General features: G+C 64.4%; 12 protein-coding genes. 6 read left to right on the plus strand and 6 right to left on the minus strand.

Annotated elements, in window-relative coordinates:
- Positions 1-134 precede the first annotated feature (134 nt).
- Complete coding sequence (locus tag UP06_RS20365; protein WP_045005195.1) at positions 135-710, plus strand: glycosyltransferase family protein; 576 nt, start codon at positions 135-137, stop codon at positions 708-710.
- 62 nt (positions 711-772) lie between these two features.
- A complete protein-coding gene (locus tag UP06_RS20370) occupies positions 773-1,732 on the plus strand; it encodes a bifunctional helix-turn-helix transcriptional regulator/GNAT family N-acetyltransferase (RefSeq protein ID WP_045005197.1) in 960 nt (319 codons plus the stop codon).
- 333 nt (positions 1,733-2,065) lie between these two features.
- Here UP06_RS20370 and moaB read toward each other — a convergent pair whose 3' ends face one another.
- Positions 2,066-2,629, minus strand: a complete 564-nt coding sequence (moaB, locus tag UP06_RS20375; RefSeq protein ID WP_045005199.1) for a molybdenum cofactor biosynthesis protein B — start codon at positions 2,627-2,629, stop codon at positions 2,066-2,068.
- A gap of 200 nt (positions 2,630-2,829) precedes the next feature.
- The gene (ypfJ, locus tag UP06_RS20380; protein WP_045005201.1) at positions 2,830-3,765 is read right to left on the minus strand and encodes a KPN_02809 family neutral zinc metallopeptidase; all 936 of its coding nucleotides are present in this window, start codon (positions 3,763-3,765) and stop codon (positions 2,830-2,832) included.
- Between the two features lie 414 nt (positions 3,766-4,179).
- Between ypfJ and UP06_RS20385 the strand changes: the two genes are divergently transcribed.
- The 3 genes from UP06_RS20385 to UP06_RS20395 all read left to right on the plus strand — a co-directional run bounded on the left by UP06_RS20385 (position 4,180) and on the right by UP06_RS20395 (position 6,621).
- Complete coding sequence (locus UP06_RS20385) at positions 4,180-5,310, plus strand: site-specific DNA-methyltransferase (RefSeq protein WP_045005202.1); 1,131 nt, start codon at positions 4,180-4,182, stop codon at positions 5,308-5,310.
- A gap of 184 nt (positions 5,311-5,494) precedes the next feature.
- Positions 5,495-5,821 (plus strand): hypothetical protein, encoded by a 327-nt coding sequence (locus UP06_RS20390; RefSeq protein WP_045005203.1) that lies wholly within the window; start codon positions 5,495-5,497, stop codon positions 5,819-5,821.
- 119 nt (positions 5,822-5,940) lie between these two features.
- Complete coding sequence (locus tag UP06_RS20395) at positions 5,941-6,621, plus strand: glutathione S-transferase family protein (RefSeq protein WP_045005204.1); 681 nt, start codon at positions 5,941-5,943, stop codon at positions 6,619-6,621.
- Between the two features lie 70 nt (positions 6,622-6,691).
- On the opposite strand, the gene UP06_RS20400 is transcribed toward UP06_RS20395, so the two are convergent.
- The 3 genes from UP06_RS20400 to UP06_RS20410 all read right to left on the minus strand — a co-directional run bounded on the left by UP06_RS20400 (position 6,692) and on the right by UP06_RS20410 (position 11,750).
- On the minus strand, positions 6,692-8,701 hold the full coding sequence (locus UP06_RS20400) for a HAMP domain-containing methyl-accepting chemotaxis protein (RefSeq protein WP_045005205.1): 2,010 nt from the start codon (positions 8,699-8,701) through the stop codon (positions 6,692-6,694).
- Positions 8,702-9,011: 310 nt separating this feature from the next.
- Complete coding sequence (locus tag UP06_RS20405) at positions 9,012-11,021, minus strand: methyl-accepting chemotaxis protein (RefSeq protein ID WP_045005207.1); 2,010 nt, start codon at positions 11,019-11,021, stop codon at positions 9,012-9,014.
- Positions 11,022-11,306: 285 nt separating this feature from the next.
- Positions 11,307-11,750, minus strand: a complete 444-nt coding sequence (locus tag UP06_RS20410; RefSeq protein WP_045005311.1) for a nuclear transport factor 2 family protein — start codon at positions 11,748-11,750, stop codon at positions 11,307-11,309.
- A gap of 91 nt (positions 11,751-11,841) precedes the next feature.
- Between UP06_RS20410 and UP06_RS20415 the strand changes: the two genes are divergently transcribed.
- The gene (locus tag UP06_RS20415; RefSeq protein WP_045005209.1) at positions 11,842-12,768 is read left to right on the plus strand and encodes a LysR family transcriptional regulator; all 927 of its coding nucleotides are present in this window, start codon (positions 11,842-11,844) and stop codon (positions 12,766-12,768) included.
- A gap of 93 nt (positions 12,769-12,861) precedes the next feature.
- On the opposite strand, the gene UP06_RS20420 is transcribed toward UP06_RS20415, so the two are convergent.
- The gene (locus UP06_RS20420; RefSeq protein WP_045005211.1) at positions 12,862-13,482 is read right to left on the minus strand and encodes a glutathione S-transferase family protein; all 621 of its coding nucleotides are present in this window, start codon (positions 13,480-13,482) and stop codon (positions 12,862-12,864) included.
- Positions 13,483-13,594 lie beyond the last annotated feature (112 nt).

Genomic DNA, 13,594 nt, shown 5'->3' on the forward strand with positions numbered 1-13,594 from the left:
CTGATGGGCTGGCGGCGGTTTACCATCGATCGCCGAAGTGCCGCCAGAAAGTTGCACTCGGCAACGCCGCATGTTTATGACAACATCATGGCAAGTTACGCTTCTCCCGAAATTGAGACACCGAAGCCTCGATCATGCTGAGCGTCATCATTCCGACCGAAGGCGTGGAGCAGACGGCGGTTGCAACTCTGGCCGCGCTGGTCCCCGGTGCCGCGGCCGGCGTCATCCGCGAAGTCCTTCTGGTCGACGGCACCCGCAACGGCGTCATCGAGCGCGTTGCCGACGTCGCAGGCTGCCGTTTCATCGGATACGAGGGGTCGTCGCAGGGCGCAGCCCTTGCTGCCGGCGCACTCCAGGCGCGTTCGCCCTGGCTGATGTTCCTCCCCGCCGGCGCTGTGCTGGAGACCGGCTGGATCGAGGAGACCACCCAGTTCATCCAGGCCGTCGCGTCCAGCGGGCGGGATCGCGCGGCGGTGTTCCGCTATGCCCGTTCGCCTTATGCAGATACCGGGTTCCGCGATTTCCTGCTCTCCGTAGTCCGCAAACTCGCCGGCCCCCTGGGCGATCAGGGACTTTTGATCGCGCGTGATCATTACGACCGGATCGGCGGCTATCCGCCCCAGGCCCGCCGTTCCGAGGCCCGGCTGTTGCGGCGGCTCGGCCGCTCCTCCCGGACGCTGCTGCGCAGCCGGATCGTCATGGTCGGGTAAGCACACCTGATACTTGCCAAGGTCAAATAATTGTTTGACAATGGCAAGTATTGAGGTGCCCCATGCCATCCAGCCTTTCACCATCAGACCTTGCGACCGAACAGGTCGCTGACAACCAGGTTCAGGCGGTCCGCGCCTTCAACCGCTTCTATACCCACAAGCTCGGCGTGCTGGACCAGCAGCTTCTCAAGAGCCCGTTCTCGCTGAGCGAGGCGCGCGTGCTGTACGAGCTCGCGCATGGTGGCGAGCAATCGGCCAAGGAGATCGGCATCGCGCTCGGGCTCGATGCCGGCTATCTCAGCCGCATCGTGCAGAGCTTTGACGAGAGCGGGCTGATTGCGCGCAAGCCGCTCCCCAGCGATCGCCGGCAATATCAGCTGAGCCTGACCGCGAAGGGCCGCCAGGCTTTCGCCAAGCTCGAGCGTTTGTCGCAGGACGACGTCGCCGCGATGCTGCGACCACTGCCGGGCGAAGATCGTAAGCGGCTGACCGGCGCGATGGAGACGATCGAGCGACTGCTCGCGATGCCGCGCGCGCCGTCGCCACGCGCGACCTTGCGCGAGCCCCGCCCCGGCGACATGGGCTGGGTGGTGCAGAGCCACGGCGCGCTCTATGCCAGCGAATACGGTTTCGACTCCGGCTTCGAAGCGCTGGTCGCCGAGATCGTCGCCAAATACATGACCTCGTATGATGCCGCGCGCGAGCGTTGCTGGATCGCAGATATCGAGGGCCGTCCGGTCGGCTCGGTGTTTCTGGTGAAGGCGAGCGACGACGTCGCCAAGCTGCGGCTTCTGATCCTCGATCCGGCGGCACGTGGACAGGCGCTCGGCCAGCGCCTGGTCGCCGAATGCGTCTCCTTTGCGCGCGCCTGCGGCTATCGGAGGATGACGTTGTGGACACAGAGCAATCTGATCGCCGCGCGAAAGATCTACGAGGACGCCGGCTTCAAGCTGACTGCGACAGAGCCGCACCGCAGCTTTGGCCAGAACCTCACCGGCGAGACCTGGGAGCGCGATCTCTGATGCGCCGATCGCACCAGCCCACGCACCGCATCACGGGGGAGCTCGTCGACCTCTATAAGCGCCGCGCACGACGGCTGCACGCGGAGGCGTGCCGGACGATGTGGCTGATGGTGTGGAGCTCGCTGCGAAGGAAGAGGTAGATGCTGTCACTGGCGCAGCGGGCGCAATGCGCGTTGCTGTGCCCTCGCCCCTTGCGGGAGAGGGCAGCGACGCTGGCAGACACAGGCTCACTTGGGTGAGGGGTTTGTCTCCGCGAGCGTCTGTGTATGCGGATAGAAACCCCTCATCCGGCGCTTCGCGCCACCTTCCCCCACAAGGGGGGAAGGAAAGCAATCACACAGTCGCGCCTTGCGCCTTCGCCCTTCGCAAATGCTCGTCCAGCCGCGGCATGATCTCGACAAAGTTGCAGGGGCGCGTGCGGTAGTCGAGTTGGGCTTCGAGAATGCCGTCCCAGCCGTCGCGGCAGGCGCCCGGAGAACCAGGGAGACAGAAGATGTAGGTCGCCCCGGCGACGCCGGCGGTGGCGCGGCTCTGGATCGTCGACGTCCCGATCTTGGCGTGGCTCAGCATGTGGAACGCGATCGAGAAACCGTCCATTCGCTTTTCGAACAGCGGCTCGATCGCCTCCGGCGTGACGTCACGCCCGGTAAAGCCGGTGCCGCCGGTGGTGATGACGACGTCGACGCCGGCATCCGCAATCCAGCGCCGGATCACAGCGCGGATCGCCTCGACGTCGTCGGTGACGATCTCGCGCGCGGCGAGATGATGGCCGGCCGCAAGGAGACGATCGGCAAGCGTCTGCCCGGACTTGTCGTCGGCGAGCGCGCGCGTGTCGGAAACGGTGAGCACCGCGATGTTGAGCGGGATGAACTGTTTGGATTCGTCGATGGACGCCACGGCTTCACTCCTGCTTCCCCAACCACCGCCGTCATCCTGAGGTGCGCGCCGTGCGGTGCGAGCGCACCGCAGGGCGAGCCTCGAAGGATGGGCCGGGGGCTCGCATCCTTCGAGGCTTGCCGAAGAGGCGAGCACCTTAGGATGACGCCACTACTTCTGGATTCCGGTTCGCGTTGCGCGCGCCCCGGAATGACGGATAGCTACAACGCCCCGGCGCCAAACGTATTGCAGGCTTGCACCGTGCCCTGCTGATAGCCGGTCATGAACCACTGCTTGCGCTGTGCGGCCGAGCCGTGGGTGAAGGAATCAGGCACGACCCTGCCCGTCGCCTGGCGCTGGAGCGTGTCGTCGCCGATCGCGCTTGCCGTGGTCAGCGCGGCGTCGATGTCGCCGGCTTCGAGGAAGCCCGGACGCTTCTTCTCCTCGCGGTTGACCCAGACGCCCGACAGGCAGTCGGCTTGGAGCTCCACCTTCACCTGAAGTGCGTTCGACTCGGCCTTGCTGCCGGCCTGCTGCTGGAGCCGCGTCACGCGCGGGATGATGCCGAGCAAATTCTGGATGTGATGCCCGGCCTCATGCGCGATGATATAGGCTGCGGTGAACTTGCAGGCATTGCCGGAGCAGCCGCGGAAGCGCGTCTCGACCTCGCGGAAGAAACCGGTGTCGAGGAAGATGGTCTTGTCCGGCGGACAGTAGAACGGGCCCATCGCCGACTGCGCCATGCCGCAGCGGCCACCATTGGTGGCGTTGCGGAACAGCACGATCTTCGGGCCGGTGTAGGACTGACCGCTGGCCTGGAAAATCTCGCTCCAGCGATCGTCGATCTCGCCGAGCACGCCGGCGATCATGCTGCCCATCTCGTCGGTCGGCGCGCCGCGCTTGGCGGTCTGGGACGACTGGCGATCGGTCTGGTAGCTCGGTGCCTGGCCGCCGCCGGTGAGGATCTCGGCACCGCCGATCAGGATGCGCGGGTCGATGCCGAAGGCATAGCCGATCAGGCCGAGCACGATGACGGTGCCGATGCCGAGCCCGCCGCCGCCCATGGGAAGGCCGAACCCGCCACCACCGCCGCCGCCGCCATCATCGCCGCGACGATCTTCGACGTCGTCGCTGCGGCGGAAATCATCATATCGCATGGCGGGCTTCCCTCAGGTCGTCGATTGCGTCGCGTTGGCACCCAGAACCGCTAAAAGCTCAACGTGCCACAGACCTAAAATTTCCATTGCGTTAATCAATATCCCGCTCGGCAAAAATTGCCTAGTGCGACGTCGTGCGACGCCAGCAAGTTTTTCCGAGGGTCGTGCAATTTTTTCCGAGAGAAATTCGGAGTCTTTTGGAGCCTTGGCAGCTCCCGCACCGCGAAGAAATGCGAAAACCACCGTAAAACACAGCGAATGCGCACGACAAATCACGTGCACCGCGCGATGCGACGCCTGCTTACAAAAGCAGCGGGTTAAGTCGATTTTTACTTTGCCGCTTCATTGTAACGGTCAGTCGGTTGTTTGGTCCCGCGTCGCCGACAGCGTCGCCTGAGTCAGAGTTCTTGAGTCATGGTAGTGTCGCGTCGCGGGGCGTCTGCAAGGGCGCCCCGCACAAATTTTGAGTCCGCCTCGCATCGCATCATTCTCGGTGATTGCGTCGCCGAGATGTCGAAGCTTCAGGCTGGTTCGGTCGATCTGGTGTTCGCCGATCCGCCCTACAATCTCCAGCTCAAGGGCGATCTCAAGCGCCCCGACGAATCCCATGTCGATGCCGTCAACGACGACTGGGACAAGTTCGAATCGTTCTCCGCCTATGACGATTTCACCCGCGCCTGGCTGCTCGCCGCGCGCGCTGCGATGAAACCGTCGGCGACGATCTGGGTGATCGGCTCCTATCACAACATCTTCCGCGTCGGCGCGATCATGCAGGACCTCGGCTTCTGGCTCCTGAATGACATCGTCTGGCGCAAGACCAACCCGATGCCGAATTTCCGCGGCCGCCGCTTCACCAACGCGCACGAGACCATGATCTGGGCCGCGCGCGACGAGAAGGCCAAGGGCTACACGTTCAACTATGAAGCGCTGAAGGCGGCCAACGAGGACGTGCAGGCACGTTCCGACTGGCTGATCCCGCTCTGCACCGGTGAGGAACGTCTCAAGGGCGCCGACGGCAAGAAAGTGCATCCGACGCAGAAGCCGGAAGGCCTGCTCGCGCGCGTGCTGCTGTCGTCGTCGAAGCCCGGCGATCTCGTGATCGATCCGTTCAACGGCACCGGCACCACCGGCGCGGTCGCAAAGCGTCTCGGTCGCTCCTATATCGGCTTCGAGCGCGACAAGACCTATGCCAAGGCGGCAGAAGCTCGCATCGCGGCGGTCGAGCCACTGCCGGAAGCAAGCCTCGCTCCGTTCATGACCGCGCGCGAAGCGCCGCGGGTCGCGTTCTCCGAGCTGATCGAGCGCGGCATGATCATGCCCGGCGCGAAACTGTTCGACGCCAAGAAGAAGCTCGGCGCTCTCGTCCGTGCCGACGGCGCCATCATGTTCGGCGACAAGGTCGGCTCGATCCACCGCATGGGCGCGGTGGCGCAAGGGGCACAGGCCTGCAACGGCTGGACCTTCTGGCACATCGAGACCAAGAAGGGCCTCAAGCTGATCGACGAGCTCCGCGCCGAGATCCGTGCCGGCATGGCGGCGGAATAGCCAGTTCCTCACTTCGTAGCTTCGTAGGGTGGGCAAAGGCGCTCTTGCGCCGTGCCCACCATCTCTCCCCGGGGATGCAGATTTGGTGGGCACGCTTCGCTTTGCCCACCCTACGGCGTCTTGAATGACGCGACAGCCAGGACTAGATTCGCCCGATCAGCCCCGTCTTGACCGGTTGGCTCCCATGCGACGACAATCCGAGACATTGCTGCTGGTGCCGCTGCTGCCGATCTTCCTGGTCGGCATGTTTCCGATGTTCCTGATCGGACTGTTGGGGTTCTTCGGCCTCGCCCTGTTCGGCGTGCTCATTGTCTGCGTCGGGCTTGCGAGCAGCAACGAGGCCCACGACGCCTTCAATCACGACGTCATCGTGCACGGCTATGCGAAGGGGTCGGAGCGCGCCACGCAGGCGTCCAACATGCACACGGCGACGCGACTGGCCTTGCGGCTGGAGGCCGTGGGTGCAGCGATGGTCATTACGGCTGCGATCGGCCTTTGTTACGCCGGCTGATCTGCGCGGCGCGCAGGTACCTCACGGCAAACTCGCCGGTTGCGCCCGCGGACCATATTCAGGCAAGAGAAGCCCTGACGCTGCGTTCATTCTCTAAAAACGGAATTGGGGAGACAAACATGCTCAAATTCTATTTCAACGGATCGCCGAACCCAACCAAGGTCGGGCTGTATCTCGAAGAAACTGGGCTGGCTTTCGAGCCGGTGAAGATCGACACCCGCAAGGGCGAGCAGTTCACGCCGGAATTTCTCAAGATCAATCCGAACGCCAAGGTGCCGGCGATCGACGATGGCGGCACAATTGTTTTCGACAGCAACGCCATCCTGCTCTATCTCGCCGAGAAGACCGGCAAATTCCTGCCCGCAGCCGCCGTGCGCGGCGAGACGCTGTCATGGCTGATGTTTATCGCCACCGGCCTCGGCCCCTATTCGGGACAAGCCGTGCACTTCAAGCACTTCTCGCCCAAGGACCAGGCGTACGCGCATAATCGCTACCAATTCGAGGGCCACCGCCACTACAAGATCCTCGACGATCACCTCGCCAAGCACCGCTACATGGTCGGCGACAGCTACTCGATCGTCGACATGGACCTGTGGGGCTGGGCGCGCATGGCCGCCTTCGTGCTCGGCGAGGATGCCCCTAGCAAGTATCCGAACGTGAAGCGGCTGGTCGACGAGATCACCGCACGCCCTGCGGCGGCGCGCGCGATCGCGCTGAAGGACAAGTTCACCTTCAAGGCCGAGATGGACGACGAGGCCCGCGGCAACATGTTCAAGCACATGACGACGAAGGTCGCCTGATCTCATCAGGCCGTCATTGCAGGTCCACGCGCATGCGCGTGGACCTTTGCGTTTAGGACGCCGGCGCGGATCAGGCCGTGCGCACCGAGTTCAGGAACTTGTTGACCTCGAGCTTCAGGCGGTTGCTGTCGGTCGACAGCGTGCGCGCCGACGACAGCACCTGCGAGGACGCCGAACCGGTCTCCGATGCACCGAGCTGCACGTCGCCGATATTTGCCGACACCCGCTGCGTGCCCTGGGCCGCCTGCTGGACGTTGCGGGAGATTTCCTGCGTCGCCGCGCCCTGCTCTTCCACGGCGGCTGCGACCGTCGAGGAAATCTCCGACAGCCGCTCGATGGTGCCGCTGATCTCCCGGATCGAGCCGACCGACTCCTCCGTCGCGGCCTGGATGCTGGAGACCTGCTGCGCGATCTCGCCGGTGGCCTTCGCGGTCTGCTCGGCGAGCGCCTTGACCTCGGAGGCGACGACGGCAAAGCCGCGGCCGGCCTCGCCCGCGCGCGCCGCTTCGATCGTTGCGTTCAGCGCCAGCAGATTGGTCTGGCCGGCGATGGTGCTGATCAGCTCGACCACGTCGCCGATACGGGCGGCAGCCTTGGAGAGCTCGCCGACGCGTTCGTTGGTCCTGCTCGCCTGGACCACGGCCTCGCTCGCGATGCGGGCGGATTCCTGCACCTGACGCGCGATCTCGCTGACCGACGAGGAGAGCTCCTCGGTCGCGGATGCAACTGCTTGCACGTTGGCCGAAGCCTCTTGCGAGGCCGAGGCAACCTCGGTCGACAGGTCGCGGGCGCGCGCGGCCGTCGTGGTCAGGGTGCCCGCCGAGGCTTCGAGCTCGGTCGACGCTGAGGACACGGTGTCCACGATCTCGCCCACGGCCTGCTCGAATTCGCCGGCCAGCTTTCTCATATCGGCCTTGCGGCTCTCGGCCTGCCGCATCTCGAGCCCCGCCTGCTCGTCGCGCAGCCGTTCGGTCTCGACCATGCTCTCCTTGAACACCTGGATCGCCTTGGCCATGTCGCCGATCTCGTCGGTATTGCCGCGACCGGGAATCTCGACCTTGAGATCGCCACCGGCAAGCGCGCCCATCGCACGGGTCATGGTAGCCAATGGCCCGGCAATACTGCGGCCGATCAGGAAGGCGACGAGGACACCGAACAGGACGGTAAGGCCGCCTGCGACTTCCTGAATCCAGGTCGTGCTGGCAATGACACCATCTGCGGTCGCACGCGACGTCTGGTAGTCGGCCTTCAATCCGGTTTCCGCCACCTTGAGCTTGTCGACGCTCGCAGAGACCAGGGGCGCGATACTATTGCGGTAGATTTCATCGGCCTCGAGGATTGCGGCGGAGGTCGTCTCGAAGGCCGCCTTGTAGGTCGAAAGTGAACTCTTGATCGGCCCGAACACGGCCTTGACCTCGTCCGGCAGACCGGCTCCCTCCAGTGACTTGAGCGCTAGCTGCGCCCGATCGACATTGGTCCTGAACGTCGCCGGCCCCTTTGCGTCCCGGACGGCGAGGAAGCGCCAGTTTGCGACACGAACCAGCAGGATCTTGGATTCGAGATCGGCGACGGGGGCGGTCACGCTGGTATCGCCGGTCGCGCGTGCAGCGTCGACCAGCTTGCCGGTATTGGCGGTCAGCTCGTCTCCGCCGGCGAGCAGAGTGGCCTTGCCTTTCGTCGTCTCGTTGACGGCAGCGCCCATGCGCTCGCGCAGGGGCTTCATCTTTTCGAGGTCGCCCATCAGGCCATTGTAGATCTTGAGTCGCTCCTCGGAGACCGTCGACTTGGCCGCGGCCTTCAGCAGCTCCGTCGTCGCAACCTCCCTTTCCGCGGCCTCCTTGAAGGCCGGCTCGTTGGCGTCATAGATGTAGCGCAGATTGGCGCGGCGGATGGCCTGGAGATGGATCGAAATTTCCTGGACGCGCGCGGTATTGTCGGACAGGGCGGATAGTCGCGCCATCTGGCCCTGGACCGCCCACAAATTCCAGACGGCGACCGCGGCCATGATCAAACTGACGGCCACAAGGACCGAAAATCCGAGGTAGAGACGGCCCCGGATTCTCAAACGCAAGCTCGGCATTTTCACTGTCCACCCCATTGTGCAGCAACTGAGACGGAGCGGCCGAGCGACGCCCGAGATCGCAACGATCGCCCACGCAGCCGCGATCGCCTCTCGGCGATTCGTGCTGCGCGACGGCACAATGCTACACACTTGTTAATTGAGTGCTGCAATTCCCACGCGTCAACTACGGTGGATTTCGCGATAGATGTCGTGAGCGCGGCCGGCACCGCCAAATCTGTCATCATCTGAATAAGAATGTGGCAGTCGACACTATCCGGCATACGGCTCGCGCCGAGGCGCGCCGCCGCCTTCGTGCGCGGTGAGCCGCTCAGGCGGCGTGGACCGAGTTCAGAAACTTCGCGACCTCTTGCTTCAGCCGGTTGCTGTCGGCCGAGAGCGAGCGCGCTGCCGAGAGCACCTGCGATGATGCCGAGCCGGTCTCCGAGGCGCCGCGCTGCACGTCGCCGATATTGGTCGAGACGCGCTGGGTGCCGTGGGCGGCCTGCTGGACGTTGCGGGAGATTTCCTGCGTGGCGGCGCCCTGCTCTTCCACGGCGGCGGCAACCGTCGACGAAATCTCCGACAGCCGTCCGATGGTGCTGCTGATCTCCCGGATCGAGCCGACCGACTCTTCCGTTGCGGCCTGGATGCCGGAGACCTGCTGCGCGATCTCGCCTGTGGCCTTCGCGGTCTGCTCGGCGAGCGCTTTCACCTCGGAGGCAACAACGGCGAAGCCGCGGCCGGCCTCGCCCGCACGCGCGGCCTCGATGGTGGCGTTCAGCGCCAGCAGATTGGTCTGGCCCGCGATGGTGCTGATCAGCTCGACCACGTCGCCGATGCGGGCGGCGGCCTTGGAAAGCTCGCTGACGCGGTCGTTGGTCTTGCTGGCCTGGCCTACGGCCTCGATGGCGATGCGGGCAGATTCCTGCACCTGACGGGCGATCTCGCTGACCGAGGAGGAGAGCTCTTCGGTGGCCGACGCCACCGCCTGCACGTTGGCTGAAGCCTCCTGAGAGGCGCTGGCGACCTCGGTCGACAGATCCTGCGCACGCGAGGCGGTCGTGGTCAGTGTGCCGGCAGACGCTTCGAGCTCGCTGGACGCCGAGGACACGGTGTCGACGATCTCGCCGACCGCCTGCTCGAACTGATCGGCGAGCCTGACCATGTCGGCCTTGCGGCTCTCAGCCTGCCGCGCCTCGAGCTCGGTCTGCTCGTGGCGCAGGCGCTCGGTGTCGACCATGTTGTCCTTGAACACCTGGATCGCCTTGGCCATGTCGCCGATCTCGTCGGCTTTGCCACGCCCGGGGATCTCGATCTCGAGATTGCCGCCGGCCAACGCCCCCATCGCGCGTGTCATCGAGGTCAACGGACCAACGATGCTGCGGGCAATCAGGACAGCGACGATCAATCCGAACAGGGTGGCGAGGCCGCCTGCGATCTCCTGAACCGACGTCGTGCCGTCGAGCACGGCGTCGGCGCTGGCGCGTGATTCCTTGTAATCCTTCTTCAGGGCGATCTCGGCAACCTTGAGCTTGCCGATACTCTCGACGATGAGAGGCGCGAGGTTCTTGTGGTAGATCTCGTCGGCCTGAAGCATCGCGGCCGACGTTGTCTCGAACGCCGATTTGTAAATTCCGAGCTGGGTCTTCACCGGTGCGAGCGTGGCGCGCAATTCCGCCGCCTGTGGGCTCTTTTCGAGCGCAGTGAGCCGTTGCGCGGCCCTGTCCGCATTCGTCCTGAAATTCGCCGGCCCCTTGGTGTCGCGCAAGGCCAGGAAACGCCAGTTTGCGATCTGAACAAGAAGGAGCCTGGATTCGAGGTCTGCGACGAGGGCCGCGGTGTCTTCATCAGCGGATGCGCGCGCCGCATCGACCAGCTTGCCCATCTTGACGGTCAGCTCGTCGCCGCTCGGCAGCAGCGTCGCCTTGCCGGTTCTCGCCTCGTTGACGGCGTCGCCGAGATTGTCGCGCAGGGTCTTCATTTTCGAGATGTCGTCGACGAGACCATTATAGAGATTTCGCCGCTCCTCGGACAGGGTCCCCTTGGCGCCGACCTTCAACAGCTCGGTCGCAGCCGCCTCCCGTTCCGAGGCCTCCCGCATCGCAGGTTCGTTGGCGTCGTAAATGTAGCGCAGATTGGCCCGCTGGATCGCCTGGAGATGGGTCGAGATCTCGAGGACCCGCGCGGTGCTGTCCGAAAACGCCGAGGCCTTTGCGACCTGGTCCTGCACCGCCCGCAAATTCCAGACGGCGACCACCGCCATCACGAGACCAACCGCCACCAAGGCCATGAAGCCTGCGTACAGGCGTCCCCTGATCCGCAAACGAAACTTCGGCATTCCCACTGTCCACCCAGAAGCATGTGAATTCGAGCGGCCGAATTCGTCCGGCAATCGTCACCGGCCACCCTGGCAGCCGCGCGTTGCACCTTGGCGACTCACGCTGCACCGCGACACAATGGGGGACACTTCTTAATTGAACCTTCCGATTTCTCGCGCGCGCCCGTGTCGGCGCGCGCGAAATCTGCTGATTTTATAAGCCCGTTGCGCAAGGTTTTGGCGCGAGGCCCGCAGTGGCATGCAGGCCGCTGCACGCGTTGCCCGGATGAACGTTTGTTGGGCGGCTCAGCTCGCAGCCCTCACCGCCGTTTGCGGAAACGGCCCCAGCGCCTTCTCGGTCAGGACCGAGTCGCAATACTCCCTGATCTCCTTGATCTTCCCATCCTCCAGACGGAACACCAGGCAATAGTCATTGTCGTAGCGCACGCCCTCGCGGGTGACGTTGTCGCCCTTGGCTTCCACCGCGACGATATCGCCGTCGGCGATGAAGCGCTCGGCAACCGTGCGCGTCCGGTCGCGAAGGCGGGTGCGCACATAGCCGTGCAAGTCATTCATGATCGCCTCCTTTCCCGCGAAAGTGCGCGACCAGGAATACTGGCCGGTCACGACCCATTTGGCGTCATCGGCAAGGCTTGCGGCGAACAGCGCGCGATCGCGCACGGCCGGATCGGGATTGGCGGAGGCGGCAAAGATATCCTGGATCAGTTTCTTGTTGGCGCTCGTGCTCATGGCGGCATCTCCGTGCGGTGACATCGCGGAGATCATCGCTGCGGAATGAGAATTCTTCAAATCGATAGCGAATATGATATCTATTCGCCTCATGAATTTGAATTCGCTTGACCTCAATCTTCTGACCGCGCTCGACGCCCTGCTGCGCGAGGCCAATGTCAGCCGCGCGGCTTTAAGGATCGGCCTGTCGCAGCCGGCCGCGAGCCACGCGCTCCAGCGCCTGCGCGATATTTTCGGCGATCCGCTGCTGGTGCGCACCGGCGCACGGATGGAGCTGACGCCGCGGGCGCAGGCCCTGCGCGCGCCGCTGGCCCAGGCACTCGACCAGGTGCGCGGGCTGTTCATACCCGACGACTTCGACGCCGCGCGCAGCGAGCGGCAATTCCGCCTGATGATGCCGGATCTCGCGGTCGAGCTGTTGATGCCGCCCTTGATGGAGAAGGTCACGCAGGCCGCACCCAACGTCCGCATCGACGTCGTGCCGTGGCGGGGGTCGTCGATCTTCCACGCCGAGTTCGCCCGCACCATCGATCTGGTGATCTCGATCGGCAACGCTTTCAAAGGCTTTCACCGCCAGTTGCTCTACACCGACGTCGACGCGCTGGCGGTGCGGCGCGGCCATCCCGTGGGCGCCAAGCTGAAGCGGCGCGAGGCCTTCCTGGCCGCACGCCATGTCGGCGTGATCATCCGCGGCGGCAGTGAGGATCTGATCGACACCTGGCTGCGGACCAAGGGCATCGAGCGGCACATTTCACTGGTCGTGTCGGGCTATCTCGAAGCGCTGCACGTCACCGCCCGCACCGACCTCGTCGCCTTTGTGCCGCGCCGGCTGATCGCGGCGCTGTCGAAGCAACTCGGCCTCGTCACGGTGATGCCGCCGCTCGACCCCGGCATCGACGAGCAGTTCATGTTCCATCCGACGCGGGCGCAGATGGACCCGGGATCGATCTGGCTGCGGCGGCTGATGCTGGAGACGGGGCGCGAGTTGGAGAAGCGGAAGGCTGGACAGTTCTCGTAGGGTGGGCAAAGCGAAGCGTGCCCACCACTTCTTTCGGAGCGCGGAAAGATGGTGGGCACGGCGCTTTGCGCCTTTGCCCACCCTACGAGAACCTCACGCCTTCTGCGCGTCCATCACCTTGCGCACGGCGGGCCGGTCGGACATCCGCTTGAAATGATCGGCGATCTTCGGTGTCGCGTTGATGTCGACGCTGTCGCCTTCGAGCCAGAGCGAAAGCGTGTGGAGGTAGGGATCGCAGATCGTGAACTGATCGCCCATCACCCACGGTCCTTTGAACATCTTCTGTTCGATCAGGGAGAAGCAGGCGCCCATGGTCTTCGGGATCATCGCCTTCATGTCGGCGAACGAGCTCTCCTGCGTCGCCCAGCGCGCGCCGCGCATCTTGTGCGCATGGTTGATGTGCGCGGTCGAGCAGAGATAGGAGTTGAACGACTGCACCTGAGCGAAGTCGAAGGGATCGTCGAGCGGCGCGAGCTTCGCCTTGGGGAAGGTCTGCGCGAGATAAGCCAGCATCGCCGGCGTCTCGGTCAGGACACCGCGGTCGGTCACCAGCGCCGGCACGCGGCCCTTCGGGTTGATCGCGAGATAGTCCGGACTGTTCTGCTGATTGTCCTTGAAGCTCAACCGCTCGGCCGTGTAGTCGGCGCCGGCCTCTTCCAGGGTGATGTAGGTGGCGAGCGCGCAGGTGCCGGTGGCGTAGTAGAGCTTGAGCATGTCGGACCTCATGGGAAAGTTGGAAATTAGCGGCTGTCGTCCCTCAGGTCTATAGCACGACATTCTCTTCGCAGTTGCCCACATCCGCCCGCCTGTGCCAAGACGCCTGCAC

Origin of the sequence: Bradyrhizobium sp. LTSP857 (assembly GCF_000938285.1) — a bacterium.
GTDB lineage: Bacteria > Pseudomonadota > Alphaproteobacteria > Rhizobiales > Xanthobacteraceae > Bradyrhizobium.

Coding starts and splice junctions, on each gene's coding strand:
- UP06_RS20400 (WP_045005205.1), bottom strand. CDS start 8,701: ATGCCGAGCTTGCGTTTGAGAATCCGGGGCCGTCTCTACCTCGGATTT.
- UP06_RS20390 (WP_045005203.1), top strand. CDS start 5,495: ATGCGACGACAATCCGAGACATTGCTGCTGGTGCCGCTGCTGCCGATC.
- UP06_RS20420 (WP_045005211.1), bottom strand. CDS start 13,482: ATGCTCAAGCTCTACTACGCCACCGGCACCTGCGCGCTCGCCACCTAC.
- UP06_RS20415 (WP_045005209.1), top strand. CDS start 11,842: ATGAATTTGAATTCGCTTGACCTCAATCTTCTGACCGCGCTCGACGCC.
- UP06_RS20410 (WP_045005311.1), bottom strand. CDS start 11,750: ATGAGCACGAGCGCCAACAAGAAACTGATCCAGGATATCTTTGCCGCC.
- ypfJ (WP_045005201.1), bottom strand. CDS start 3,765: ATGCGATATGATGATTTCCGCCGCAGCGACGACGTCGAAGATCGTCGC.
- UP06_RS20365 (WP_045005195.1), top strand. CDS start 135: ATGCTGAGCGTCATCATTCCGACCGAAGGCGTGGAGCAGACGGCGGTT.
- UP06_RS20385 (WP_045005202.1), top strand. CDS start 4,180: ATGGTAGTGTCGCGTCGCGGGGCGTCTGCAAGGGCGCCCCGCACAAAT.
- UP06_RS20370 (WP_045005197.1), top strand. CDS start 773: ATGCCATCCAGCCTTTCACCATCAGACCTTGCGACCGAACAGGTCGCT.
- UP06_RS20405 (WP_045005207.1), bottom strand. CDS start 11,021: ATGCCGAAGTTTCGTTTGCGGATCAGGGGACGCCTGTACGCAGGCTTC.
- UP06_RS20395 (WP_045005204.1), top strand. CDS start 5,941: ATGCTCAAATTCTATTTCAACGGATCGCCGAACCCAACCAAGGTCGGG.